We start from the raw sequence: 25,938 nt of genomic DNA on the forward strand, positions 1-25,938 counted from the left end.
CTCCTTTTTATTTGAGAACTTTATTTACTGAATGATTTAGTTTTTCCCATCGCTTCGTAAACTCTAATAGTTCTTGCTCTCCTTTTCCCGTGATGGAATAGTATTTTCTTTTTGGTCCAGCTGTAGACTTTTTCAATGCTGTACTTAACAAGCTTTCTTTTTGCATTCTTATTAATAATGGGTATATTGTCCCTTCACTAAATGAATGAAAGCCATATTCTTCTAATTTAGTTGCCAACTCGTATCCATAAATCTCACCTTCTTTTTTAATAATTGCTAGTAGGCAGCCATCAATAATTCCTTTTAACATTTGTGTTGAACTTGACAATTTATACCCCCTTCCCAATACCATGTATTACAAGGTATTTACCAAAAAAATGTTTTGCAATGCAAGTTATATACGTATTATATAAATTCATATCTTGTATTGCAAGGGTTTAACTTAAATTTTTATTCTTTACTTTTGTATTTATACTAGTAGGAGAGCGTAAATGGATAGGATACACTTAATTGGACATATGCTCTTAGGTCTTTTATTATCCATTCAAGGATGGAGATATGCTAAACGGCACGTACAGTGTATTAACCCCTATCATCACTTTAAAGACCATGCCGTACATACGCAGAACTTTTCGTTTTTGCCAAACCCGTTTGGATTTATCTATTTTAGTAACCCGTTCATCGTAAACATTGCTAATTGGTTTTACTTGGCTAGCGGACATATTGATGTTGTCCACCATTATTCGCCAGATCACCAAATTGCCGGGACAATGCTAGATGCGAATGGGAACGAAATACAAAATATATCGCAGATACCGCAAGAAAGATATATTAACGCCTGTGCCAGCCCATCCCTACTACAAGACAATGATGAGCTTGCTTCTGGCATTGAAGATGCCTCTACCGGCGGTAGGAAAGGAAACAGAATCAACCATTCTCGATTTCATTCCCGTGGTTGGCAACATTAAGCCTGGAAGCTGTAATAGGAAAAGATTTAATTACAGGCCGAGAATTAGAAGAATGAGAACGATACCTAGCAGGTGCTACTAGATTCCATTATATTTTTGATAAACATGACAATTCCATAGGAAGGTTGTAAAGTAAATGAGAGAACCTACTTTAAAGGAGATTATTGATAAACTGGAGCTCGTACTTCAAAATAAACTTACTAAAGAGGAAGTAGCTGACTGGGCCGCAGAATATGTGATGACATACGATCACCTTGTAACTGATTTGGTTGTTTTCGATTTTTTAACAGTTGTCTCAGGCCTAGATACTCTAGAAAGCCCTGGAGAATACATGTATGATGATGAGGATATTAGGGATTGGATTAACCAGTATTCGGAAAAGTGATTATGTAAGCTCCCCTCTGTTTCAGCGGGGACTTTTTGTATTAATTCACCACTTTATCCAATTCGCGATAAGTGTTCAGCCCTGCAACTCCATCAACTTCTCGAGGAAGATATACCTTTTGAAAGCGTCGGACCGCATCCTCAGTCAGTTTACCAAAGTCACCATCTACTTTACCGACCTTGAAATTTGCAGCACCTAACGCTGTCTTGTTTTGTCGAATGAGTACACCCTATGTCACATTCCAGTTATACTAGAATTATACAAAATTACATACAGGTAAAGGAGAAAGAAATGAAGAAAAATTACTTACTCGTTACCCTCGGTTTACTAAGCGCCCTCACTTTAGCGGCTTGCGGGAGCGGCAACGATACTAGTGCATTAAAAAACAACAATAACACTGAACAAAAAACAACAGAAACAACAGAAACAACAGAGAAAGAAACAGATCCTACTAGTGATGAAAGCGATACGGAAGACAGTGAGAAAAAGTCGAAAGAGACTAACAGCACGACCGCTGAAAATGACTCCAACGAAACAGCAAGAAAAGATACTGATACAAATAAGTCTGCTGGTGATGATGCCAATGATGCTGATACGTCGGACGAGCACTCATCCGATTCGGACGATCTCTTTCAGTCTTACGAAGAAGCTAAGTCCGAATCGAACTATAGTATGTCGCAGATGAAAGACATTATCTACTCAGGGATGGATTATAATACATACATTGAAGAGACTATGTTTGAGTTCATGCTTTCCGAAAGCTACTTTAATGAATCCGATTCCGTATCTTTCGACGTATGGATTGCTCAAGATGGTTTTCTCGGCGTAGAAGTTACCCCGGAAAACGGCGTTGGTGATATGCTTGAGTTTAATACGATGGTAGAAGCAGATGAATATGGATTAACTAATTACGGAGCCTTTTAGGGGTTCATCCCCTTTTGTATAGAAAAAAGCGTATACAGCCTTATGGCTCATACATTTAATTTAAATTGTTGTCTTTAACTTGGTGCAACACTTTCCAATATGGTTAATCATTTCTTCGTCTTGCTCTTCAGAACCAGCTTCATATAAAGAGTATATAAAAATATAAAAGACATAATTGGACACACTCATGGTTGTAGCTTTATAGATTATACTTTATACCTAAAAAGAGATCCTACACGCTGAGTGGGTCTCTTTTGATTTAGAAACAAAACTATTGACGTTATTTTATAAAAATTCTTAATATTATTTTCCCTTTTTTCTCTTTTGACGATATAACAAATTAAGGTCTCCATTTTTAAAAGTCTAAAATTAATTTTAGAGATATTAACTTCTGTTAGCTTTTCTTTAGATTTAGGCTATTCACCTATTGTTAGGTAAGCTCATACACTATTGCATCCACCTACGAAAGAAGGATGCCTAATGGACTTAACTGCACCGCATTGGCTGTATTTTGTCGGGATTTTGCTAATCATTGGTACTATGCTGATGCGCAAAAATGTCGTTGTCCCTGCAATCCTTATGACGTTTTTAGTTGGTTATGCCTTTAGCGGTTCAATCGCAGCCGCCTTACAAACCATTTTCTCGGCGAGCCTTGTCGCAGCTGGAGAATTATTTAGCATTTTTTTGATCATCGCTATTATGACGGCATTGTTGCAAAGCCTCGACTCCCTAGGGGCAAACGAACAAATGATTAAGCCATTTGGGAAAGTCATGAAAAATGCTACTCTTTCTTACCTCATTCTCATTGTCATGACTTATGTGATATCGCTTTTCTTTTGGCCTACCCCCGCTGTGCCGCTTGTAGGCACGTTGTTGCTCCCAGTGGCGATCCGCGCGGGCCTGCCTCCTCTAGTGGGAGCGGCAGCAATTGCCATCGCTGGGCAAGGTATGGCTCTTTCAAGTGATTATATGATTCAAATTGCTCCTATGCTAAGCGCCACGGCCGCAGGCGTCCCCGTATCTGATGTTGCTGACCGGGCTTTGGTGCTTTCTTTGATTGCAGGGGGCACGGCTATGATCGTGCTGTATTTACTGGCACGGAGACGGAAAGAACGGCTTCGTGCGTCTTTCCCTAAGGAATGGATGCAGCCTTATAAGCAAAGGTACACAGCAGTGGTCTCGTGGAAGGCTAAACTATTTGCCGCTTTCGTGCCATTGGCTTTTTTAGCAGTGATTTTGTATATGCTTTATACGTCTTTTTTTACAAATTTGCAGTTAGAAGGCAGCAGTGGAGCCGCATTGGTTGGTGGAGCGGCGCTCTTGCTCTTGCTAGTGGCAGGCTTGTTTTACCGGCCAAAACAGTTGTTTGAAGATGTTAGCAATCATTTAGTCAATGGCTTTTTGTTTGCTTTTAAAGCCATGGGGCCGGTTATTCCTATTGCCGGGTTCTTTTTTCTCGGTAGCAGCGATTTCGCTCCGGCCATTCTTGCTATTGAGGAAGCGCCCGCGTTTTTATTTGAATTAGTTAAAGCAGGCGAATCCTATATTCCTACCGAACCAGGTTGGACTGCATTTGGATTGTTAATGATTGGCATGATTACAGGTCTTGATGGCTCTGGATTTTCTGGTTTGCCATTGACTGGAGCTCTTGCTGGTGCATTGGCGCCTGTTTCAGGGATCGATCCAGCCACTTTGGCGGCAATTGGGCAAATGGGGGCGGTCTGGGTTGGCGGCGGTACGTTGATCGCTTGGTCTTCTCTCGTTGCTGTGGCAGGAATTGCTCGCGTTCATGTTCAAGATTTAGTGCGGATCTGTTTTATCCCTGTAATTGCCGGCTTGCTCGTTTCAACGATACTCGCGCTTGTGATTTGGTAGGTGAATGGAAAATGGCCCCACAAAGCCAGCCTTCTCGTTAGGCTGGCTTTGTGTCGCTATGCAATTCCATCCGAGCTGCTACGATTCCCTCTGCAATACGCTTTCCGCGGCGGCATGGACAACCATGTCGTCCATGGGCGGATTGTGGAGACCGGCACGGACATTTTTATAATACCGTGACAATGGCGACTGATTGGATAGGCTATGGGCGCCAACAGCTCTCATCACGGTGTCGACGATTCTGTTTGCGTTGTTGACTACTGCGTATTTGACCATTTTTAATTCTGTGTTTAACTGCATACGAGTTTCTTTGTCACTATTGTCCCATTTATTAGCCACGCTGTACAGGAAGTGGCGGCTTTGTTCATATAGAATCACGGCTTCACCAAGTTTTTGTTTGACGTGTGGCAATTGAGCAATCGTTCCTTGAATGCTATTAGGGGAATACGAATTGGCAAACTTCGCTGCTTCTCGGATGGCAGCACAGGCTATTCCCAAATAGCAGGCAGGAATGTGGAGCAGCCATGCTGTTGGCAGGCCATTCTTTTCTTGCTTTTTAATAAAATGGTCACTTGGCAGCTTGACATTTTTCAAGTGCAAATCTTCGCTTCCAGTAGAACCCATTGCCATCATGTCCCATGTTTTTTCGACGGTCACTCCTGGCGTGTTTTGCGGTACGATAAACAAGCCTACCTGTTTTTCCGGTTCGACAGTAGCAAGAATTAAATAATAATCTAAGTGTTCGGCAAGCGTCGTAAAGGTTTTTGTACCATTTAGGACCCACTCCCCTCGTTCATATTTGGCTGTCGTTTGAAAAGCTCCTCCTCGTGTCGGGCTCCCTGTCGCTTTTTCTGTTGCAGCCGTGTTGAGGAGAACCCCTTTTTCAACAACGTCACAACTGATCTGTTCGTGCCAATGCTTAGGCCAATTTTTCTCCTCGACCAACTGGTACATCGTCCCCATATGCCAGCCGATGCACAAGGCGGTTGGACCGTCCTCTTCGGCAATCAATTGTTGAAGGTATAGCATTTCGCTAAGGGAAATCTGTCTCCCTCCATATTTCGTTTCTACAGGCAACGCTGTATAGCCAGATTTCTTGAGGGCGGCAATATTTTCAATTGGCACCGTTTGTTGGTGGTCGTGGATGGCGCCAATTTCAGAAAAACCTGTTAGAATGTGGCGCAATGCTTGTTCCCGGCCCACTGCTGATTGTTCATCCAAAATTGACAACTTTGCCTCATCCTTTTCTGTGTATTCCGATAAAGTATACCATATATAAAAAGCATGTGGATCTACCACATGCTTCAGACTGTAGAAAAACGCTCGCATACGTCGTCGTTTGCCTCACTCATATGCTCATGAACCCACGTTCTATTCGCATCTTCCCTCGGCTGCACTCCTCGTCTGACAAACGTTTTCTATCAGTCTGAGAACAGTTATCGACTTTGTCGACAACCTTAAGCATGTGGATCTACCACATGCTTATTTTTTCTTTTGCTGTTTTCTTTTTTGTTTGTCGTCCTCGGATGTTCCTTGGTGCAACGACTCGTTAAATTGGCGTTTGACAATGTCCTCGCCTTTATCTTCTTGGTTATTGCTTTGTTTTTGATCATTCATTTGTCTACACTTCCTTTCTCTTCGTTGCTGCCTGTATACCCTTTGTGCATGAAAACAAACCATGTTTAAATGTCAGCAAAACGGAAATACAAAGGGAAAAGGAGGTGTTGGCTATGCCATGGACAATGGATGACTACCCCTCATCTTTAAAAAATTTCGATAAGGCCATCCGCAAAAAAGCGATTGAAATGGCCAACTCGATGGTTAAAGACGGCTACTCTGAAAGCCGCGCCATTCCAATTGCCACTGAACAGGCGAAAAAATGGAAAGAAAACGCTGACGATAACGAAATCGCCCATTTTTTGAAACATGGCAAAGTAACTCCGTCTAAACATGATTCTTCCTCGTCTTCACCAGAAACAGCCGACAAGCCTGAACATGTTGTCAAGCGCGAAGATGGATGGGCTGTTTATGCGGAAGGAGCAAAGCGCGCTTCCTATGTGGCAAATACAAAAGAAGAAGCGTTGCAAAGAGCACGCAAAATTGCAAAAAACAAAGGAGCAGGCGTTAAAGTCGACGATTAAATGCCTGAATCATCCTTGACAAATGCATGGATTTGGCGGAGCGGCACAGCAAGCCCTTCGCCATTTCCGTTTTCCCCACTACTGCGGGCATAGACCACTCCTATGACCTCTCCTTCTTCTGACAACACCGGCGAACCGCTATGTCCAGGGAAGACAGCATTGGTAATTGCTAAAACTTGGTAAGCATCATGGCTTTCTTTTACTTCCCCTTTGTTTGTGATGTAGGAATGCGTCATCGGATGGCCAATTACGTATACCGTGTTTCCAGGTTTCGCTGCCGTATCGGCAAGCGTTAATGTCGGTAAATTGTCTGGCTGCCCTTCAAGCGCCAACATGGCCAAGTCATTCGTTTCGTCTGTTTTCGTCTCAGTCGCCTCGTAACGCTCTCCATCTGGCAAATGGACATAAATGGACGAAGCTCCACGAATCACGTGTTCATTGGTGAGCACGTCGCCGCTTTCTGAAATGATGAAGCCTGTCCCGTGGCCTCTGTCTGTTTGCACAGCAACGACCGCTTCTTTAAATGGTTCAAAATCGCCTTCTTTTTCCAATTGTTGGCTTTCACTCGTAAAGCGGAGTGCGTCTAAACTGAAGTGCTGAAACAAAAAGGCACTTCCTTGCACAAGCATAGCCAACGCGACAACAGCTGCTACAATGATAACGACCGCTTTTCGTAGAGGTCTCGTTTTTGGGGGCGGCTCTTCTTCCATAAATGCCTCAAGTGGCGGCTCTTCTTCAAATCGTTCTTCTTCTGGCGGATGGTTGTTTACCATTGGGCCAATGTGCCTTTTTCGCTGTTAGTAGCTGCCCATTCTTTGTACATAGCAACAGCTTGGTTGGGTTCAACCCATTCCCTCGTTATACGAGGCAAAGTCAATGTAATTATGGTCAATAGCCGCACACCCTTTCGCAAAAAATGACCTCGACGTTGTCTTCTCTTACATTCAGTATACCATCGCTCGTCCCTTTGCTACAAAAATGACTGCCCTGCCTGTCAAGTCGTTGCCGTTGCCAGCCTTGGATCGTTCACTTATAATGTGGATACATAGATGCTACTTGCTGGAGGTTTATTATGGAACCGATTGAGAAAGAACGCCTTCAATCGTTGCTTGATTCTTTTCTGAACGAAGACGTTTACTTGCATTTAGAAACGACAAATGGGGCTTACGCTTCCCATTTTGATGAATCGTTTTTTTCAGCCAGCGCCTACATCCGCAATGCCCTTATTTCGTACGAACATGGCGTTGTCGCTGGCAACGGACCATACAGGGTTGGGTTAAAATTGAACATCGGCTGGGTATATGGCGAAGGATTAACCCATTTTGAGCTAGACAAAAAGGGGCGGCTACTAATGGCTGGCCACGGCCCTGACGGAAAACTTGGCGTCGCCTTTGAACTTTCACGCACGCCTTTTGACGATTAATTGATTGCTGGGAGTTGAACGAGCATGAAAAAACAAAGCCATGTCCTTGTCATCTTTCCTCATCCAGATGATGAAGCATTCGGTGTTTCAGGAACGATATCTGCTTATATTGATGCAGGAACGCCCGTGACATACGCCTGCCTGACGCTTGGGCAAATGGGACGCAACTTAGGGAACCCTCCCTTTGCGACACGGGAATCATTGGCAGACATTCGCCGCAAAGAATTGCAGCAGGCTGCCGCCGTGATGGGCATCACCGATTTGCGGATGATGGGCTATCGCGACAAAACGCTTGAATTTGAACAACCAGGACGCTTGAAACAGATGGTGCTTGACCTAGTTGCTGAACTTAAGCCTTCCCTCGTTATCTCGTTTTACCCAGGATATGCTGTTCACCCTGACCATGACGCTACTGGCCTTGCCGTCGCGTCCGCACTAGCAGAGTTACCAAAGAGCGAGCGCCCTACTTTTTACGCAGTCGCGTTCTCAAACAACCACGAAAAAGAGATTGGCCCAGCGGATATCGTCCATGATGTTTCAGCGTACGCCATCCGCAAGCTTGATACGTTACGCGCCCATGCTTCCCAGTTAGCATGGACGCTGCCAAGCTTAGAAAAAGCCTATTATGACGGCGTCGAAGAAGCGAAGGAACGGCTTTGCAACGAACGTTTCTGGACGTATCCGTTCGCGTGAATCGCCTCCCAATTTCAGGGAGGCGGCTTTTTCCATTAAAAAGGAGGAACTGTTTTGGCCAATGAACAGGCTCTGCTATTAGTCGACGGCTTTAACTTATTGAGCCGCGGGTATTTTGCGACGAGCTATAACCGCCCGATTGAAAAGTTAGAACGAAACGACGAAGGCTTATATGTGAACGGCCTTCGTGTGTTTATCCAAAAACTATTTAAGCTAGTTACCGATTATTCGATTTCCCATTGCATCGTCACTTGGGATGTGCCTCGGGAGGAAGCCTTGCGAAGAAAAACGTTTCCCGACTACAAATTGACGCGAAATGAGCTTCCGGAACCATTAATCCAACAATATCAACAATGTGTGAAAACACTTTCCTACATCGGGGTTGAGCAATTAAAAGTGCCGCCATATGAGGCAGATGACATTATCGGTGCTATTTCGGCCAAATGGGAAGCTGAAACGAGCGGTCCTTGCTATATTTACAGCAACGATAAAGATTTGTTTCAATTGCTGAGTTCCCGCACCACTCAAATTGTTGCTAAAAAGCAAACAGAAGTGTTATTCGATGAAGCGTCGTTCAAAGCCAGTTACGGCCTCTCCCCTACCCAGTGGGTGGATGTAAAGGCGCTCGTCGGCGATACAAGTGATAATATTCCAGGCTGTCCCGGAATAGGCGAAAAAACCGCCCTGCCTCTCATCGCTGCGTACGGGTCGATTGAATCGCTATATCAACAAATCGACACAATCCAGCCGCCATTAAAACGGGCACAGAAAAAACTACTAGCTGGACAAGCGTCTACTCAGCTTTCAAAAAAGCTTTCTGCCATTATCTGCGACATTCCCGAACTCCGCCACTATTCTATCAATGACGCTGTTCTTTCTTTGAATCGGGGCGAAGTTGACAAGGAACTTTCACGTCTTGCTATTCGCGTTAAATTGGCGGACGAGTTGGCTTTTATTTCTTAACAGACGCCTTTACCGTTGGTTTTGGCGCGTATTCCATTCTTCGCGTGTTAGCCCGTAACGAATTGAGTCATAATAGACTCCTTGGTAATAGCGAACTTTGCGAATACGCGCTTCACGGCTAAAACCTAATTTTTCGCCAACTGCGATCATTCGCTTATTGCCTGACCACGTTGTAAAACCTACACGTTCAATTTGCGGATGCATGTGAAACACAATAGCTGACCACCGCCGCAGCGCCTCAGTGCCATAACCGCCATTCCAATATGCAGGATTAAAGATGACAATGCCTAGCTCGAGCCAGCGGGTTTTTTCGCATTCCCAATAATACGACACCGTCCCAATTAATTCGTCTTCTACAAAAATTCCTTGCACGTCTTGGCGATTGACCCAGTTTTCTGCTTTTTCACGGAACGCATCATAAGGGAGCGAATGATGCTCAAAATAAGGAGCATCCCATTGTTTCCATTCTGGGTCGTCTTGAGAAAAGACCCATTTCCATAAATGTTTTGAATACTTTATGCTTATTGGCGCGATCGCCATTTCTTTCATTCCCCCGCCCTCCTAGCCACATTTTTTTGCACCTATACACTTCTTCCTTTATACTAGAACACGGTGTCAAATTCAAGAGGAGTGATTCTGTGACAACAATCGATATACGGGGTGCTGATCAGACAGACATTCAGCTCATCCGTATGCAGCAACAAGTTCGAGAAATTGCGAAAGAAGAACAGAAAGAAGTGATTGGCGTTGAACAAACGCCCAACGAAGAATGGGTGATTGTGTCCAAAAAAGAACATGGGCGCACGCTCCAGCTCATGGTTAACGATTGCCATTCGCCCTATGATGGCCATTGGGATTTTGCCCTCCAAGCAGAATACGTTAACGCCCATCGTCTCTTTATTGACGATATCAAAGGTGACCCGAACCGTGGTTTTGGTTCCATTTGCATGGCATACTTAAAAGATGCGGCCTGGCAACACAATTGTTTGATTGAAGGCAAGCTTGCCAAGCGTGATTGGGATCATTTGGATAGACTCATCCATTTTTACAAAAAACACCATTTCCATGTCTCCGTCAATAAAGAAACACAATCAGGCCACGTTATTTGGCATGGTTAACTGCAAGGACCGAACCCTACAGGACTCGGTCCTTCAAACTGTAACCAAGTGTTTTCTATCAACTTGAGTGCCGTTGTTTTTTCTTTCAGAATAAATTCGCCTGTGAGCGGGAACCTACATGCAAGGAGGCGGAAAAATGGATTGGTTTTCTGTCATTCAGCGGATCTGTTCACTGCTCGTGATTGGGTTTGTTTTATTCACATATGGTTGCATCCTTAAACAAGACAAGGCGGCAAAAAGCAGAAACGAGCGCTAGCGCTCGTTTTCGACATGTTCGGCAATTGTTTGCTTTTTAATATTCCAGTGCGATTCTGTCCATCGCACGGATTTGTTTTTTAAAACAAACACTTGTGGAGATTTATGAACGGTATCTAAGTCTTCGGCAATTTTGTTTGAAACCGGCCGGGATTCGATCACTTTTACGAACCCGTACCGGTAGGAATTGTTTTCATTCGCAAATTGCTTGTACTCTTCAAATGCTTCTGCCGATACAGGGCATTGCGTACTATGTTTAAATAGCAGCGATAGGGTGTCCCCACTTCCCTGTAAAAATGTTTGCCATTCTGCTTCTGTTGTTAGCTCTTCAATCATGCGATCATCCCCTTTAGCGTTCTCATTTTGTTGTACCATACCACACCTGTAAGCCGCAACCGCTCATTCTTAAATCCGTCACCCTAATTCAATGACAATACGTATCTCTGTATAAGATACCCCATCACCGGCATGTTCCTTAATTGGCTTTAAATAAGAAGAGCCGACTTCTTTGATTGCTTGGCGGATCAAGGCCGCCTTCTCTTTCTCAACGAGATTGGCGACACCTGTCGTCTCGTTGTTCTTCTCAGCAGCAATTAAATGTTTCACAATCGTTTGTTCGCTAAAACCGAGTGTTGCCGCGATTTGAGCTGGTGCTTGTCCAGCTTCAAAGTGCTTGATGACTTCCTCACGACTTACACGTTTGTGCCCGGTAGACTGTGCCTTATCCAAAGGCAAACCCGCGTTTTCTTGCTTCTCAAATTGGGTAAGGGTTTTTAAAAAAGCTTCTCCGTATTTGCTGAGCTTGTGTTCGCCCACGCCAGAAATCGTAGCCAATGTTTCCAATGACTGAGGGGCGACAGCGGCCATTTCTCTTAATGTTTTATCGGAGAAGATCAAATAAGGAGGAATTCCTTGCTCATCAGCCAATGCTTTCCGCTCAGCACGGAGTGCGGCAAAGATGGGGTCTTCGTCACTTACTGTTCGTTCAACCGTTTCTTTGTACTGATAAACTTGGCCTTCGCCTTTTAGAACCGCCGCGCCTTTTGGCAGCAATTGAATGGTCGGATACGAAGCAGGCGTTAACCCAATGTATTGTTCTGCTAGTAAAAAGTCGATAAATGCTTGGACTTCTTTTGCGGATCTGTCTTTCATCAGCCCGTATGTCGACAATTTATCTAAACCGAGCTGTTCAATTTTCTTGTTTTTTGAGCCTGTCAACACTTGGGCAATCACTGTTTTTCCAAATCGCTCTTTGACACGAACAACGCAAGAAAGCACTTTTTGCGCATCGCGTGTGACATCTTGCTGTTCCCCTTCCCGTTTGCAATTGCTGCATTTCCCACACGGTTCACCTGCATCCTCGCCAAAATAGCTTAAAATAAATTGCTCTAAACATTGGTTGGTATGGGCATAACGGCTCATCCATTGCAGTTTTTCAAAGTCATGTTTCCGTTTCTCTTCAGAGGCGTCGGACTGTTCAATAAAAAAACGTTGCGTTTGAACGTCTTGTGCTTGGTATAGCAACATGCACTCGCTTGGCTCGCCATCTCGACCGGCACGCCCGGCTTCTTGATAATAAGCTTCGAGCGTCCCTGGCATATTGGCATGAAGCACATAGCGAACATTGGCTTTATTGACGCCCATGCCAAACGCATTTGTGGCAACCATGACATCAGCCCGGTCATAGACAAACGCTTCCTGGCTTTCGGTCCGTTCCTTCTCTGGAAGGCCGCCATGGTAGAGAACAGCGTTTGTTTTTCCATCGATGGCTCTGTAAATCGCTTCTGCTTCTTTCCGCGTTGAGGCATAAATAATACCTGGAACCCCTTGGTTTGCTTCAACGTATTGCTGTAAAAAGGCGGTTTTTTTCTGTCCTTTCAACACACGCAATGTCAAATTGGTTCGTTTAAACCCAGTAAGATGTTGGTTGTTTTCATCAATGTGAAGGCGCCTGCATATGTCGCGCGCCACATCCGGTGTCGCCGTCGCCGTAAGCGCTACAACTTGCACTTTTTCTGGTAGTGAATCAATCCAGTCGGCCATCGTCAAATAGCTTGGCCGAAAGTCATGCCCCCACTGTGACATGCAATGGGCTTCATCAATGGCGATTAAGGCAAGGGGTTGCTTTGCCAACGCTGCTTGAAACGATGGCTCATAAAGGCGTTCAGGTGCAACATACAACAACGAAATGTTTCCGTCAGCGACATCTTTCAAACGCTTTCGTTCTTCTGCTTTCGTCAATGAACTATTAATGTAAGTAGCAGGTATGCCGATTTCATTGACAGCGTCTACTTGGTCTTTCATTAACGCAATTAAAGGAGAAATGACGAGCGTAACGCCTTCAAGCACGGCAGCCGGAATTTGATAGCATAGAGACTTGCCGCCGCCAGTTGGCATGACGACAAGAGCATCTTCCTTATTTAAAATTGACTCAATAATTTTTTGTTGGCCAGGCCGAAAAGCCGTATAGCCATACAATGACCGCAACACGTGCTCCGCTTGATCCAATAACGCCTGTCCCATTTGAACACTTCCTTACATAGACTGATCTGTTCTATTTAGTATAGTACGAGGCTAATAATAAAGTCGACTCCCTCTTAAGAGAAATCCTTTAACATAAAAACAACATTCAGTTGTCTTAACACAAGCAAGCACAAAAAAGGACAAGTATCGGTAAATGTCGTATACTATCATAGAGTTGATCCAATTCCGATAAAGGAGTGTCTGAACATGAAAATGGTGACATTAAACAACGGTGTAAACATGCCGCAGCTTGGTTTTGGTGTTTGGCAAGTGCCAGATGAAGAAGCAACGCCCGCTGTTGCTAAAGCGCTCGAAGTGGGATATACGTCGATTGACACAGCGATGATTTACAAAAACGAAGCCGGCGTTGGGAAAGCCATTAAAGAATCGGGCATTGATCGAGAAAAGCTATTTATTACAACGAAAGTGTGGAATGCAGACCAAGGGTACGAGCAAACACTGAAAGCGTTTGATGCGAGCCTGGAGCGCCTTGGCCTTGACTACATCGACCTCTATTTGATTCATTGGCCGACGCCTCATTATGACCAGTACATTGAGACATACAAAGCGCTTGAGAAATTGTACAACGATGGCCGCGTCCGGGCAATCGGCGTTTGTAACTTCGACATTGACCACTTGGAGCGACTCCTTGACGAGTGCGATATAACGCCTGTATTAAACCAAGTGGAATGCCATCCATACTTTGCCCAAAATGAACTAAAAGACTTTTGTGCCAAACACAATATTTATGTGGAAGCATGGAGTCCCCTTGACCAAGGCGGCGAGGTACTAACCGACGAAGTCGTTGAAAAAATTGCCAAAGCACATAACAAAACTACGGCACAAGTCGTCCTCCGCTGGCACTTGCAAAATAATACAATTGTGATTCCTAAATCAGTCACGCCATCGCGGATTGAAGAAAACTTTGATGTGTTCGATTTTGAACTGTCCGATGAAGAAATGGATGCGATTAATCGCCTTGACCGCAACCAACGCCGGGGCGCTAAACCGAGCGAAATGAATACGCGTTAAAATCCAACCAGCAAGCCCTTTCGGGTTTGCTGGTTGTTTCCTTTTTGACATTTCCAGTGATCGTAAAAAATAGGGATTTCTATGATTTTCGTGAAAATCGCTGCTTTTCGTTTACATGCAACGGTTTAAACGGTAAACTACGTAGTAGTAGTAGATGAAAGAGATAGGGATCCGACAGCGGCATCCTTTTATGCTCAATGTGTAGGAGGCTTTTTTTATGATTACTGTAGCGAACGTTGGTTTGCAATATGGCGGACGCAAACTATTTGAAGACGTTAATATTAAATTTACGCCAGGCAACTGTTATGGTTTAATCGGCGCCAATGGAGCTGGCAAATCGACCTTTTTGAAAATCCTTTCAGGGGAAATCGAATCTCAGACAGGGCATGTTTCGATGAAAGAAGGTTCGCGCCTAGCTGTTCTTAAGCAAAACCATTTCGAATATGAACATGAAGAAGTGTTGCAAACCGTCATTATGGGACATGCACGCCTCTATGAAGTGATGAAAGAAAAAGACGCCATTTATATGAAAGCTGAGTTTTCAGATGAAGATGGCATGAAAGCAGCTGAGCTAGAAGGCGAATTTGCAGAATTAAACGGTTGGGAAGCTGAGTCAGATGCAGCCGTCCTATTAAAAGGGCTCGGCATTGGCGAAGACCAACATCATAAAACGTTGTCTGAGCTTGCTGAATCAGACAAAGTCAAAGTGCTTCTGGCACAAGCGCTATTTGGCAAACCGGATGTGCTTTTACTGGACGAGCCGACAAACGGCCTCGATTTAAAAGCGATTCAATGGTTGGAAGATTTTCTTATTAATTTTGAGAATACGGTCATTGTCGTTTCCCATGACCGCCATTTCTTAAATAATGTCTGCACGCATATTGCCGATTTGGACTATGGGAAAATTGAGCTGTACGTTGGAAACTATGATTTTTGGTATGAATCGAGCCAATTGGCCTTAAAAATGGCACAAGACCAAAACAAAAAGAAAGAAGAAAAAATCAAAGAGCTTGAGAACTTTATCGCTCGCTTTAGCGCCAATGCCTCCAAATCCAAACAGGCGACTTCGCGTAAAAAGCAATTAGAAAAAATCACCCTTGACGACATTAAACCTTCCTCGCGCAAATACCCATACATCCACTTTTCGCCAGCACGTGAAATTGGAAATGATTTGCTTTTGGTTGAAGGGTTGTCAAAAACCGTTGATGGTGAAAAAGTGTTGAACAATGTGTCGTTCCGCATGAACAAAGACGATAAAATCGCTCTTGTTGGTTCAAACGATGTCGCCAAAACGACGCTATTTAAAATCTTAATGGGTGAAATCGAGCCTGACGAGGGCACATTTAAATGGGGAATTACGACAAGCCAATCGTATTTTCCGAAAGACAACTCTGCCTTTTTTGAAGGAAACGAGCTAAATCTTGTCGATTGGTTGCGTCAATACTCTCCTGAAGATGACAGTGATACGTTCTTGCGTGGTTTTCTTGGCAGAATGCTCTTCTCTGGCGAAGAGGTGCTTAAACAAGCAAACGTTTTATCAGGTGGCGAAAAAGTCCGTTGCATGCTGTCAAAAATGATGCTCTCTGGCGCGAATGTGCTGCTGTTGGATGAACCGACAAACCATCTGGACTTAGAGTCGATTACAGCGCTCAACAACGGGTTGATTAATTTTAAAGGGTCGCTCTTGTTCAGTTCCCATGACCAACAATTCATTCGCACGATTTCAAATCGCGTCATTGAGTTGACAGCGGATGGCATCATAGACGAAGACTCGTATGAAGATTACTTAAAACATGTAAAATAAACATCGAACCCCCCGTTGCCTTAGCACGGGGGGTTCCTATTGCGACAATAAGCGCCTACTAGCCTTGAAAATACTCTTTATAATAGCCGCCCACTTTTCCAGTATTGTCAATGACAAAATAAAACTCGTCGGTTTCATTTTTAAGCGGATATTCTTTCCCTGCTGTCAAAGCACGGTTGACAATATATTTTTTCGCATCGGTATGTACACATTTCACCATGCGTATCGTCGGTGCATTCGTCCACGTTTGGTGAATCACTACTGATCGTCCCTCCTTGTGCTGCGTTCCTTTATTGTACAGCAAACAGGGCTGGTTCGCCAGCCCTGTGCTGTCTTATCTTCTTAGCCTTCCAGCAACAATTGTTCAGGATCTTCAATCAGCTGTTTAATTTTCACGAGGAAGCTAACAGCTTCTTTGCCATCGACAATGCGGTGGTCATAAGAGAGCGCCAAATACATCATTGGCCGATTTTCGAAACGTTCGTTGTCAATCGCTACTGGGCGCATTTGAATTTTATGCATACCGAGAATGCCTACTTGCGGCGCGTTCAAAATTGGCGTTGACCAGAGGGAGCCAAACACCCCGCCGTTCGTAATCGTAAATGTACCACCTTGCATATCTGCCAGTTGCAATTTATTGTCCCGTGCTTTTTTGCCAAGTTCGCCAATGCCTTTCTCAATGCCAGCAAAGCTGAGGCGATCGGCATCCCGCAATACAGGGACAACGAGACCGCTATCTGTCGAAACAGCAATGCCAATGTCATAAAACTTCTTGATGAGAAGCTCATCGCCTTGAATTTCCGCATTTAGAAGCGGAAACTCTTTTAAAGCGCCAACAACGGCTTTTGTAAAGAAAGACATAAATCCTAACTTCACACCATGTTTTTCAGAAAATGCATCTTTGCGGCGGCTACGCAAATTCATAACTGCGCTCATATCGACTTCGTTAAAAGTCGTCAACATCGCTGTTTCATGTTGAACATCAACAAGTCGCTTTGCAATCGTTTGCCGGCGCCGTGACATTTTTTGCCGTTCAACAGGTTTGCCTGCTTCCCCTTCGCTTACTGGTGCAGAAGACGGCTGTGCTTTCGGCGCTTCTGTCTGTTTTGGTTTTGCTTGATGGGCTTCGATATCTTGGCGGCGAATTTTTCCTGTTGGATCCGTTGGCGTAATCGCATCAAGGGAAATGCCTTTTTCACGCGCCAATTTCCGTGCTGCTGGCGAGGCAAGCGGGCGGTTGTTGCTGACAGCTTCCTCTTTTTCTGGCTGTTGCGTTTGCTCAGCTTGCTTCTCTTCCTGCGGTGCTTCCTCTTTTGCCGTGGCTTCTTCCTTTGTGCTTTCGCTTGTTGCAGAGGAGCCGCCGGCAGAGCCGCTTTCATCGATAATCGCGATGACTTCGCCAATTTCTACGGTATCGCCTGGTTCCCGTTTGAATTCTTTAATCACGCCAGCCGTGTCCACGGGAATTTCAGCATTGACTTTGTCTGTTTCAAGTTCAGCAATAAACTCCCCTTGCTCGACATAATCGCCTACTTCTTTCAACCACTGGGAAATGGTGCCCTCTGTAATCGATTCTCCAAGCTCAGGTACTTTGATTTCAGTCACGTCAAAAAGCCTCCTTAGTTTTTGCGAGTCAATGACTCCGTTACGATGCGTTTTTGTTCTACTTTATGGGCATTGGATACGCCTTCAGCTGGGCTTGACCGGTAGGTGCGGCCAATATAGCTCAACGGAACCCCTGAAGGCAAGATTTCGCGAATGCGCGGCTCCATAAAAGTCCAAGCACCCATGTTTTTAGGCTCTTCTTGTACCCATTTGACTTCTTCTAAGTTAGGAAACTCTTTTAATCGTTCGCGAATCGCGCGGCGCGGAAACGGGTACAGCTCTTCTACCCGGATAATGTGAACCCAACTCCAGTCCTCATCGTTTTTGTTCACATAATCTTGCAATTCAATTGCTAGTTTTCCACTGCACAATATAATCCGTTTAACCGCATTCGGATCATGACCAAGCGTTGGCTCTTCCAAAATCGGCTGAAACTCGCCTTCTGTAAAAGCAGACGTTGGCGAAGCAACCACTTGGTTACGGAGCAAGCTTTTTGGCGTCATGATAATAAGTGGGCGCACTGTATTCTTTTGCAAAATCTTCGCCTGGCGCCGCAAAATATGGAAATATTGTGCGGCTGATGTGCAGTTGGCAACTGTCCAGTTATTCTCTGCTGCCGAGCTCAAGAAGCGCTCGACACGCCCACTTGAATGCTCAGGGCCAGCCCCTTCATAGCCATGAGGCAACAAGACAACAAGACCTGACTTTTGCCCCCATTTTGCTCGCCCAGCCGACACCCACTGGTCAAACATTACTTGGGCGCCGTTGACAAAGTCGCCAAATTGAGCTTCCCATAACACAAGCGTCTCTTTTGAAAAGACATTGTATCCGTATTCAAAGCCCACGCATGCCTGCTCCGTAAGAGGGCTGTTGTAAACGGCAAAGGATGCGTTGGCATCTTTAATCGTTTGCAGCGGTACATGCGTTTCATTGGTTTCCCGGTCATGCAAGACAAAGTGACGGTGCGCAAACGTGCCACGCTCACTATCTTGGCCACTCAAACGGACCGGTGTGCCATCATGGAGAATCGAAGCAAACGCAAGGATTTCAGCCAATCCCCAATCGACATTGCCTTCGCCGTCAAATGCATTGGCACGGCGCTTTAAGATTTTTTCAAGCTTTTGGTTTGGTTTAAAGGAGCTCGGCCAGTCAAGCAACTGCTCATTCATGGCAACAAGCTTTTCTTTTTCGACAGCGGTTTTCACTTTTGGCAAGCCGTCCACAATAAAGTCAGGAGGGCTCAGCTCATACTTTTTCTCTGATTTATCGCTGTTGACTTTGTTGTATTCTTCCAGCAAGTAGTTGTACATATCGGTATCTAGCTTCTGTGCTTCTTTAGCTGTAATCACTTGTTCAGCTTCAAGCTGTTTAGCGTAAATGGCGCGCACGGTTGGATGTTTGCGGATTTGCGCGTAGAGATCAGGCTGTGTCACCGCTGGCTCATCGCCTTCATTATGGCCAAACCGGCGGTAGCCAATTAAGTCGATTAAAAAGTCTTTTTGGAATTTACGACGGTACTCGACTGCAAATTTAATCGCCCTCACGCAGGCTTCCGCATCATCTGCATTCACATGCACAATTGGAATTTCAAAGCCTTTAGCCGGATCGCTTGCGTATGTAGTTGAACGCGAATCATGCATTTCAGTCGTATAACCGATGTTGTTGTTGGCGATAATATGGAGCGAACCGCCGACATGATAGCCGTTCAAACGGCTTAAGTTAAGTGTTTCCGTCACGACGCCTTGCCCTGGAAATGCGGCATCGCCGTGGATAAGGATCGAATAAGCCCTTGTCGTGTCTTGTTTAGGTGCGCCTTTGCTGCTGCGATCCTCTTGGGCAGCCCTTGCATATCCTTCAACAATCGGCGAAACAAACTCCAAATGGCTTGGGTTGTTAGCAAGGGACACAATCGTTTGCGCGCTTTTGTCGTCGCTAATTTGCCGGTCGGCCCCTAAATGGTATTTTACATCGCCAGTCCAGCCTGTATAGGTTTCTCCAAGGCCTTCTGACGGGGCATTTAATTTGTTAGGCGCTTGCAGGAATTCCGAAAAGATCGCTTTATATGGTTTCCCAAGTGTATGGGCTAAAACATTGAGACGTCCTCTATGTGCCATGCCGATCATAACGTGGTCAGTCTTTTCTTTTCTGACTTCCCTAATCGCTTTATCAAGCATCGGCACAAGCGTATCAAGTCCTTCAATTGAAAAACGTTTTTGCCCAACAAAGGTGCGGTGGATAAACTTCTCAAAGCCTTCTACAGACGTTAGTCGTTCAAGCAGCGCTTTTTTCTCCTTATTTGGCAACTCATCGGCATACGCTTCAGACTCCACTTGCTTGCGGAGCCAATTGCGTTCCTCTTCATCTTGAACGTGTCCAAATTCAAATGCCATCGTCTGCGTATACACTTTTTTCAAATGTTCGATCGCTTCGAGCCCATTTTTTAAATGCGGCGGAGCATCCTTGCAAATCAGCTTGACAGGTACTTTTTTCAATTCTTCTTCCGTTACGTTAAAGCGGTCATAGTCTAGCAAATTGCTGTTTTTGTCGGTTTTCCAAATCGGCTGTATGTCAGACACCAAATGACCTTTGGCACGGATATAATCAGCCAGCCTCACCGCTCCTACTACTGCGCTTATCATGTCCGCCCCGATTGTTTCCTTTGCATTAGACGAGCTGACGTTCTCTTCTAAAGCTGGCGGACCCCATTTCTCAAAGTGGGCACGCGTTTGTTCATCTACGGAGTTCGGGTCTTCCACATATTGATCGTACAGCTCAATCACGGCTCCAAGGTTAGGACCATAAAATCCTCGCCAAGGCTTTTCCGGGCTGTGTTCCTTGCTGGACATGTGATATAAACCTCCTAAAACGTTTCATTCGCCAAAGGCGAATTCTTTTTCAAGCGCTTACAAACCTATTTTACCATTTTCCAGCCTGTATCTCAAAAAAAATGCATAATAATTGACGAATTATGCCACATTTTTTGGATCGTCGACAATGGAAGCGGTCACTTCGATTTTAGCGCGTTTGCGCGCGAAAATCCAGTGTTTTTATCGAGCATTCTGCCTATTTCGTCAAAAAGCGTTTCCGTCTTTCGGATTAGGTATGAGTTCCCAATTTTTTGCCGCGATTGATTGTAGCTGTTTCGCCTCCTCTTCTTCTAGTTGAATGGTCGGTTCATCACAGCGCTCTTCTTGAAATGTTGCTTCTATTAAAGAGCCGTCTTTTGCAATAATGAGCTGTGCCCCTGGAGCCTCCATATCAGCAAGGGGCGGATCCAGTTCAAAAGCAAGCTGAACAACGATCCAGTCTGGCAATACATCAACATGAAATAGCGAGACATTCGTAAATGCGGCTTGATGGCGCGTATACGTATCTATTCGAATCATCTATTGCTCCCTCCCCCCTCTTCATCATACCAGTGGCAGCGTGTGGTTAAAAGCCAACAAGTTGTCAATCGTCTTTCCTAGCGCTTAAACTGCATTCCTCTAGTGCTTACCGCGTTGCTCAAATAAAAGAAAGTGCCAGCCCCCTTCTTTGACAATCGTCTTAGCAGACAGCAAACGAAAATGAGCCTGTTTGCTTGCTTTGACCAACTCTTTCTTTGAAGGAAGAGGGTGCATTTTTTTATGGGCGCTCATGAAACTGTTAAAAGCACTAGCGAATCGCTTGCCGTGCTTCCCATCGGTTATAGGGCTAATGACAATGAGCACTCCGTCGGTTGCTAGCTGCGCCGCTGCCCGTTTAAACATCTCAACGCGTGTTTCAGTCGAAAAGTAATAGAGGATATTGTTGAACATTAAAACGTCATAAGGACGCTTGCCTTGAAAGTGAAAAAAATCACCTTCGATAATGGTAGCATTTTCGTTTACATTGTTTTTTCTAGCGGAAACGCACACTTCGTGGTCGACTTCAATCCCGTCAAATTGTGTACCGGGAAATGTGTGCGCCAACCGTTTTACATAGCCACCGTAGCCGCAGCCGACATCGAGCACAGATTCGGCTTTGCGTTTTTTTATGACGGCAGCAATTTTTGGCACAGCCAATGCTTCAAGGAGACTAGAGGTGCCCGCCACCATATCGGCCATCTCAGGAGGAGGATCTTGCTCTTTGTTGGGAAGTTGTTCTCGGTAGCTTAAAAGGGTAGGCATATGCAATTCAAACAGCTCCTCGAGCAAGATACCGACTGAATGCTTGCTTTCTTTTGTTAAATATTTGCCCATCTTTGGTTTGGTTTTGATTTTGCCGCCTTTGCTTTCACGCAAGTGGCCGACCGCAACGCCCACTTCGACCCAGCGCGACAACAATTCGGGTTTGAGGCCGTGTTTATCCGCTACGTCGACGACTGTAGCGCCACTCTTAAAATAAGAAAATAAATTTAAGCTATAGCCCAAATAGGCATGCCACACCTTTAAAAACGGTTCCGCCTCTTTCAGCCACTTTCGAGCATTCCATACTTTTACATATTCATTTACCGCCATTTGCCCACCCCTTTGCTTCCTTTTCGCATCTAATTCGCTTAGTATATGGTGAATTCGTTTTTGCGGGGCGAAAGCGAACTTAACGTCTGTCTCCATTTATTTTCCACCAATAGAATTCTAGCCTTACAGCAACCGGTGTTGCCCCTCCTTGCCATTCCCAAAATCGTCAACATTGAAACGATTCTTTCTATGTTCTTTTTTCAATTGTCATGTTACGATAAGAGGGTAATTTGTGCAGAAAGAGGCTCGATTCATGCGAAAATGGTTTTTAGGTATTTCGTTGTTTTTTCTTGTTTGCTTGGTCGCAATCGTGTTGTTGTTTGAACAAAATGACCGCTTTCGCCAAAATGTTTACAAAACCATTATTGCCGAAAACCAAATTCCTGAAGATTATGTGCCTATATACAAAGAGGCAGGCGAAGAGTATGGCGTGCCTTGGGAACTGCTTGCTTCCGTTCATCGCGTTGAAACGATCTTTTCAACAATGGATCCGCTCGAAAGCCCTGTTGGCGCCCTTGGGCATTTTCAATTTATGCCCCGTACATGGGTCGGCTGGTCTTACCCAGGCACTGACGACATCGGCAATGTCGCTGAAGATGTTGACATTACGGATACCGATTTAATTGAAGCCCATAACGGATATGGCACTGACGCGTCAGGTAGCGGCAAAGCCGATCCTTTTGACCTAGCCGACTCCGCCTACTCAGCTGCTCGGTATTTGGCTGACCACGGCGCACGTGAAGGCAATTATGAAGAGGCGCTTTTCTCTTATAACAAAAGCGAAGATTACGTAGAAGAAGTAATGGGGTACTACCACACGTATACAGAGGAAGGGTACGAGCTTATACAACTTCCACTAAACAGGCACAAAGCAGCAGGAACGTAAAACGCACACCTCCATTTGTAGGTGTGCGTTTTTTATGAAGCTGTAATCGGATCTTCTTCGACGAGCTTTACTGGAATAGGCTCCACATAGCCTTCTGGCTTGTCATTCGTCTCAGAATGTTCGTCTTCCCCTTGACAGCCAGCAAGCAGCGAGAGCGAAAGGAAGGCAATCACAAAAAAGACAGACGCCAGACGCTTATTCATCCCTATCCACTGCTTTCACATTCGGTGTAACAGACACGGCGACATTGCCTGCGACTGCTTTTGTAATCATGCAAGAAGATTCTGCTTTAAACGCTAAGCGTTCCGCCTTCTCCAGCTGGGTTTGCTCTTTTAATACCACTGTCGGAAAGTGGCGGATTGCTCGGAATTCAAAGATGTTATTCGTCACATCCACATCGGCCTCTGCATGAAGTGTCAATGACTCCACCTCGATTTGAGCCCGCTCAAGCATGGCAGCATACGTGATCAAAAAACAAGTAGCGGCAGCACCGAGCAGCATTTCGTCTGGATTCGTGCCAATCCCAGGTCCGCCCATTTCTTTCGGAATCGATATGGAATGAGATAAGTTGCCTGTTTGGATAGTACCAGTGCTATTACGGCCGCCGTTCCAGGTGGCATCCAATAAAAATTGGTGGATCATTGTCCATCACCTCGCTTAGGAAATTCAAGAACCCAACTAAAATAGTTGCCTTGCTGCTGATAACGCAACGTAGCGGAAAACGTTTTGCCGTTTTTTGATTTTAGCCCTTTTACGTTGACGAAGCCATGTTTTAGCAATGATTTAACCATCGTTTTCGTTGGCTTCTTTTTGAAGCGAGCCAAATACTTATCATTTTTCCAAATGACAAAGGGGCAGCCGCTTTTCCAGCCACTGCAGCCAAACGCTTTGTTTGTTTCAATCACAGGCTTTTCGCATAGTGGGCATTTGCCAAGCGTTTCCGTTACTTGGCGTTTTTTCGTTTTCGCCATTGATTCGATCTTGCCTGTCTCATCGGCTTTGATTTCTTGCACAGCTGTTTCAATAAAGGCAAAAATGCTTTGCAAAAATGACTGTTTGTCCAAGCGTCCTTTCTCAATATCGAATAACTGCTTCTCCAATCTCCCAGTAAAAGCTAAATCAAACAATCTTTGAACCGGAAATTGTTCCACTAGTTTGGCGCCCGTTTCCGTACAATGGAGCGCTTTTCCAGATGCATGAATATACCCAATATCTTTTAGCTTTTTAATGGTATCTGCTCTTGTTGCAGCTGTGCCAATCGCATACCCTTTCATAAGCTGCTCGGCATCGTCTTTGTCGAGCTTCCGCCCACATGTTTCCATAATATGCAACAACGTTTTTTCAGTATGTGGTTTAGGCGGTGTCGTCATATGGTCGCTCGTTTTTCCAGAAAGCGCTTTGAGACGTTCCCCTTCTTCCACATTGGGCAAAAACGTTTCCTTCCCGTTTACTTGCTCTACTTGGTGCCAGCCATCAGCTCGCTTTTCCCTTCCCTTTGAAACAAAAAACCCTTCTGCTACGCCTTCTTCTAGCTTTGTATGAATGGTCGTTTCTAGAAATTCTGCTGGCGGCATAAATTGCATTAGAAACCGGTTTTTTACCGCATTATAGACAATTGCTTCCTCCGTATTCAAGCGTTTTGGCAACATGTACGTCGGGATGATTGCGCTGTGACTTTCCACTTTGGCATTGTTAAAAATCCGTTTGCTCGTTGTAAAACGAATGTCCTTTTCATACGGCAAGCCTTTGCTAATGGCCTTAAGGACTGCCGCCGTTTTCTTGACTAAACTCTCCTCCAGCGCCGTGCTAGACGTACGTGGATACGTAATCAACTTTTTCTCATATAACGACTGGGCGATTTTTAAAACTTTGTCTGCCGTCCATCCCTTGTATTTATTTGTAATATGGCCTTGCAGCTGCGACAAATTAAACAAAACGGGCGGGTATTCTTTTTTCTCGTTTCTCTCAACATGCACAGCGCGTGCAAGTTTTCCAGGCAGCAGCGAAGCCACTTGCTCTAGCCCTTGTTTTTCCGAAAAGGCAGTCTGCTTCTTGCATGTATAAACGCCTTCATAGGTAGCGCCGCCGGCCGTTTGAAACAACGCAACCAACTTATAATAACGTTCAGGCGTAAATGCTGCAATTTCCTTATCGCGGTCATAAATAATCTTTAACGTCGGCAGCAAGACACGGCCGATATTTAAGACGCTTCCCCGCCCAGGTTGGTACTTCAGTGTCGCTACAGACGTTAAATTGATCCCAATTGCCCAGTCGGCCCATTGGCGGCTAACCCCGGCATCACGCAATGTTATTAACTCAGAATTAGGGCGCGCATGTTTTAAGCCGCGGAGCACTTCTTGTTTCGTCCATTCATTTAAGAGCATCCGGAACACAGGCTTATCGGCACGAAGATTAGAAATGATGCTGTCGCCAATCAACTGGCCTTCCCGGTCATAGTCACATGCTGAAATAATGCGACGAACGTCATGGCGTCGAGCAAGCCGGGAAATAATGGCAAGTTGTTTTTTCGCCCCTGTATCTGGTTTGTTGTACGTTGATTTCACTTTATATTTAAACTGAGTTGGAATGAACGGAAAGTAACTCTCCTGCCATCTGGCAAATTTGGGATCATAATCTTTCGCGTCATACAGTTCTAAAAGATGGCCAAACGCCCACGTAATTAGGTAAGCATCCCCTTCATAGTACCCATCTTTTTTCGCTTTAATCTCTAACGCATCAGCAATGTTTTTGGCCACTGATGGCTTTTCCGCGAGGATAAGATCCACCTTGATTCCTCCACTTTTTTGATTTTTAATCTCTCTCAATCATACCATACTTGCCCAAACCGTTAGACATATATTGCTT

The 25,938-nt window shown here is 44.9% G+C and carries 29 protein-coding genes; 12 read left to right on the plus strand and 17 right to left on the minus strand.

Annotated elements, in window-relative coordinates; genetic code table 11:
* Window positions 1-7: 7 nt before the first annotated feature.
* Window positions 8-328: a PadR family transcriptional regulator gene (locus tag V5G21_RS20005; protein WP_063608377.1), complete on the minus strand. Its 321-nt coding sequence runs from the start codon at window positions 326-328 to the stop codon at window positions 8-10.
* 163 nt (window positions 329-491) lie between these two features.
* On the opposite strand from V5G21_RS20005, the gene V5G21_RS20010 reads away from it, so the two are divergent.
* Together V5G21_RS20010 and V5G21_RS20015 are read left to right on the plus strand one after the other, a co-directional pair.
* Window positions 492-968 (plus strand): hypothetical protein, encoded by a 477-nt coding sequence (locus tag V5G21_RS20010; protein ID WP_338465040.1) that lies wholly within the window; start codon window positions 492-494, stop codon window positions 966-968.
* A 136-nt stretch (window positions 969-1,104) separates the two neighbouring features.
* Complete coding sequence (locus V5G21_RS20015) at window positions 1,105-1,353, plus strand: hypothetical protein (protein WP_011246939.1); 249 nt, start codon at window positions 1,105-1,107, stop codon at window positions 1,351-1,353.
* A 40-nt stretch (window positions 1,354-1,393) separates the two neighbouring features.
* Here V5G21_RS20015 and V5G21_RS20020 read toward each other — a convergent pair whose 3' ends face one another.
* Window positions 1,394-1,573: a peptidoglycan-binding domain-containing protein gene (locus V5G21_RS20020; protein ID WP_082111816.1), complete on the minus strand. Its 180-nt coding sequence runs from the start codon at window positions 1,571-1,573 to the stop codon at window positions 1,394-1,396.
* A 71-nt stretch (window positions 1,574-1,644) separates the two neighbouring features.
* Between V5G21_RS20020 and V5G21_RS20025 the strand changes: the two genes are divergently transcribed.
* The gene (locus V5G21_RS20025) at window positions 1,645-2,277 is read left to right on the plus strand and encodes a hypothetical protein (protein ID WP_063608375.1); all 633 of its coding nucleotides are present in this window, start codon (window positions 1,645-1,647) and stop codon (window positions 2,275-2,277) included.
* Window positions 2,278-2,757: 480 nt separating this feature from the next.
* Window positions 2,758-4,152, plus strand: a complete 1,395-nt coding sequence (locus V5G21_RS20030; protein ID WP_338465041.1) for a hypothetical protein — start codon at window positions 2,758-2,760, stop codon at window positions 4,150-4,152.
* Between the two features lie 78 nt (window positions 4,153-4,230).
* Here the strand turns inward: V5G21_RS20030 and V5G21_RS20035 are convergent, their stop codons facing one another.
* On the minus strand, window positions 4,231-5,382 hold the full coding sequence (locus V5G21_RS20035; protein WP_035201344.1) for an acyl-CoA dehydrogenase family protein: 1,152 nt from the start codon (window positions 5,380-5,382) through the stop codon (window positions 4,231-4,233).
* Window positions 5,383-5,634: 252 nt separating this feature from the next.
* Window positions 5,635-5,769 carry a hypothetical protein gene (locus V5G21_RS20040; RefSeq protein ID WP_259406022.1) on the minus strand — a complete coding sequence of 45 codons (135 nt, stop codon included), beginning with the start codon at window positions 5,767-5,769 and terminating at the stop codon, window positions 5,635-5,637.
* Between the two features lie 113 nt (window positions 5,770-5,882).
* Between V5G21_RS20040 and V5G21_RS20045 the strand changes: the two genes are divergently transcribed.
* On the plus strand, window positions 5,883-6,293 hold the full coding sequence (locus tag V5G21_RS20045; RefSeq protein ID WP_011246944.1) for a DUF2188 domain-containing protein: 411 nt from the start codon (window positions 5,883-5,885) through the stop codon (window positions 6,291-6,293).
* On the opposite strand, the gene V5G21_RS20050 is transcribed toward V5G21_RS20045, so the two are convergent.
* Together V5G21_RS20050 and V5G21_RS20055 are read right to left on the minus strand one after the other, a co-directional pair.
* Window positions 6,290-7,066, minus strand: a complete 777-nt coding sequence (locus V5G21_RS20050; protein ID WP_011246945.1) for a S1C family serine protease — start codon at window positions 7,064-7,066, stop codon at window positions 6,290-6,292. The genes V5G21_RS20045 and V5G21_RS20050 overlap by 4 nt on opposite strands.
* The gene (locus tag V5G21_RS20055) at window positions 7,060-7,185 is read right to left on the minus strand and encodes a hypothetical protein (protein ID WP_257006657.1); all 126 of its coding nucleotides are present in this window, start codon (window positions 7,183-7,185) and stop codon (window positions 7,060-7,062) included. The genes V5G21_RS20050 and V5G21_RS20055 overlap by 7 nt, the downstream gene beginning before the upstream one ends.
* Window positions 7,186-7,365: 180 nt before the next feature.
* Between V5G21_RS20055 and V5G21_RS20060 the strand changes: the two genes are divergently transcribed.
* Genes V5G21_RS20060 through V5G21_RS20070 form a run of 3 tightly spaced genes read left to right on the plus strand, consistent with a single transcriptional unit; the run spans window position 7,366 to window position 9,372 of the window.
* Window positions 7,366-7,716, plus strand: coding sequence for a YojF family protein (locus V5G21_RS20060; RefSeq protein ID WP_011246946.1), 351 nt, complete (start codon window positions 7,366-7,368; stop codon window positions 7,714-7,716).
* A 24-nt stretch (window positions 7,717-7,740) separates the two neighbouring features.
* Window positions 7,741-8,409 carry a bacillithiol biosynthesis deacetylase BshB2 gene (gene bshB2, locus V5G21_RS20065; protein ID WP_011246947.1) on the plus strand — a complete coding sequence of 223 codons (669 nt, stop codon included), beginning with the start codon at window positions 7,741-7,743 and terminating at the stop codon, window positions 8,407-8,409.
* Between the two features lie 54 nt (window positions 8,410-8,463).
* Window positions 8,464-9,372 (plus strand): 5'-3' exonuclease, encoded by a 909-nt coding sequence (locus V5G21_RS20070; protein WP_011246948.1) that lies wholly within the window; start codon window positions 8,464-8,466, stop codon window positions 9,370-9,372.
* 9 nt (window positions 9,373-9,381) lie between these two features.
* Here the strand turns inward: V5G21_RS20070 and V5G21_RS20075 are convergent, their stop codons facing one another.
* Complete coding sequence (locus tag V5G21_RS20075) at window positions 9,382-9,921, minus strand: GNAT family N-acetyltransferase (RefSeq protein ID WP_035201347.1); 540 nt, start codon at window positions 9,919-9,921, stop codon at window positions 9,382-9,384.
* Between the two features lie 89 nt (window positions 9,922-10,010).
* Here V5G21_RS20075 and V5G21_RS20080 point away from each other — a divergent pair, with 89 nt between their 5' ends.
* Entirely contained in the window at window positions 10,011-10,490 is a 480-nt protein-coding gene (locus V5G21_RS20080) for a hypothetical protein (protein WP_011246950.1), read from the plus strand.
* 252 nt (window positions 10,491-10,742) lie between these two features.
* Here the strand turns inward: V5G21_RS20080 and ytxJ are convergent, their stop codons facing one another.
* Entirely contained in the window at window positions 10,743-11,081 is a 339-nt protein-coding gene (gene ytxJ / locus V5G21_RS20085) for a bacillithiol system redox-active protein YtxJ (protein WP_011246951.1), read from the minus strand.
* A gap of 78 nt (window positions 11,082-11,159) precedes the next feature.
* Window positions 11,160-13,268: a DNA helicase RecQ gene (gene recQ, locus V5G21_RS20090; protein WP_035201351.1), complete on the minus strand. Its 2,109-nt coding sequence runs from the start codon at window positions 13,266-13,268 to the stop codon at window positions 11,160-11,162.
* 207 nt (window positions 13,269-13,475) lie between these two features.
* On the opposite strand from recQ, the gene V5G21_RS20095 reads away from it, so the two are divergent.
* Window positions 13,476-14,300, plus strand: coding sequence for an aldo/keto reductase (locus V5G21_RS20095; RefSeq protein ID WP_011246953.1), 825 nt, complete (start codon window positions 13,476-13,478; stop codon window positions 14,298-14,300).
* Window positions 14,301-14,517: 217 nt separating this feature from the next.
* A complete protein-coding gene (locus V5G21_RS20100; RefSeq protein ID WP_011246954.1) occupies window positions 14,518-16,104 on the plus strand; it encodes an ABC-F family ATP-binding cassette domain-containing protein in 1,587 nt (528 codons plus the stop codon).
* Window positions 16,105-16,162: 58 nt separating this feature from the next.
* Here V5G21_RS20100 and V5G21_RS20105 read toward each other — a convergent pair whose 3' ends face one another.
* The 5 genes from V5G21_RS20105 to V5G21_RS20125 all read right to left on the minus strand — a co-directional run bounded on the left by V5G21_RS20105 (window position 16,163) and on the right by V5G21_RS20125 (window position 22,283).
* A complete protein-coding gene (locus V5G21_RS20105; protein ID WP_011246955.1) occupies window positions 16,163-16,363 on the minus strand; it encodes a DUF6501 family protein in 201 nt (66 codons plus the stop codon).
* 83 nt (window positions 16,364-16,446) lie between these two features.
* Window positions 16,447-17,709, minus strand: coding sequence for a 2-oxoglutarate dehydrogenase complex dihydrolipoyllysine-residue succinyltransferase (gene odhB, locus V5G21_RS20110; protein WP_011246956.1), 1,263 nt, complete (start codon window positions 17,707-17,709; stop codon window positions 16,447-16,449).
* A gap of 14 nt (window positions 17,710-17,723) precedes the next feature.
* Window positions 17,724-20,555 carry a 2-oxoglutarate dehydrogenase E1 component gene (locus V5G21_RS20115; RefSeq protein WP_011246957.1) on the minus strand — a complete coding sequence of 944 codons (2,832 nt, stop codon included), beginning with the start codon at window positions 20,553-20,555 and terminating at the stop codon, window positions 17,724-17,726.
* 225 nt (window positions 20,556-20,780) lie between these two features.
* Window positions 20,781-21,095, minus strand: coding sequence for a hypothetical protein (locus V5G21_RS20120; protein ID WP_011246958.1), 315 nt, complete (start codon window positions 21,093-21,095; stop codon window positions 20,781-20,783).
* 99 nt (window positions 21,096-21,194) lie between these two features.
* Entirely contained in the window at window positions 21,195-22,283 is a 1,089-nt protein-coding gene (locus tag V5G21_RS20125; RefSeq protein WP_051881088.1) for a class I SAM-dependent methyltransferase, read from the minus strand.
* Between the two features lie 157 nt (window positions 22,284-22,440).
* Between V5G21_RS20125 and V5G21_RS20130 the strand changes: the two genes are divergently transcribed.
* Window positions 22,441-23,073, plus strand: coding sequence for a lytic transglycosylase domain-containing protein (locus V5G21_RS20130; RefSeq protein WP_011246960.1), 633 nt, complete (start codon window positions 22,441-22,443; stop codon window positions 23,071-23,073).
* Between the two features lie 32 nt (window positions 23,074-23,105).
* Here V5G21_RS20130 and V5G21_RS20135 read toward each other — a convergent pair whose 3' ends face one another.
* Genes V5G21_RS20135 through V5G21_RS20145 form a run of 3 tightly spaced genes read right to left on the minus strand, consistent with a single transcriptional unit; the run spans window position 23,106 to window position 25,859 of the window.
* Window positions 23,106-23,276, minus strand: a complete 171-nt coding sequence (locus tag V5G21_RS20135) for a hypothetical protein (RefSeq protein ID WP_156323128.1) — start codon at window positions 23,274-23,276, stop codon at window positions 23,106-23,108.
* Entirely contained in the window at window positions 23,269-23,715 is a 447-nt protein-coding gene (locus V5G21_RS20140) for an OsmC family protein (protein ID WP_011246961.1), read from the minus strand. The genes V5G21_RS20135 and V5G21_RS20140 overlap by 8 nt, the downstream gene beginning before the upstream one ends.
* A complete protein-coding gene (locus V5G21_RS20145; protein ID WP_011246962.1) occupies window positions 23,712-25,859 on the minus strand; it encodes a type IA DNA topoisomerase in 2,148 nt (715 codons plus the stop codon). The genes V5G21_RS20140 and V5G21_RS20145 overlap by 4 nt, the downstream gene beginning before the upstream one ends.
* Between the last annotated feature and the right edge of the window lie 79 nt (window positions 25,860-25,938).

Origin of the sequence: Shouchella rhizosphaerae (genome assembly GCF_036700015.1) — a bacterium.
Lineage (GTDB): Bacteria > Bacillota > Bacilli > Bacillales > Bacillaceae_D > Shouchella > Shouchella rhizosphaerae.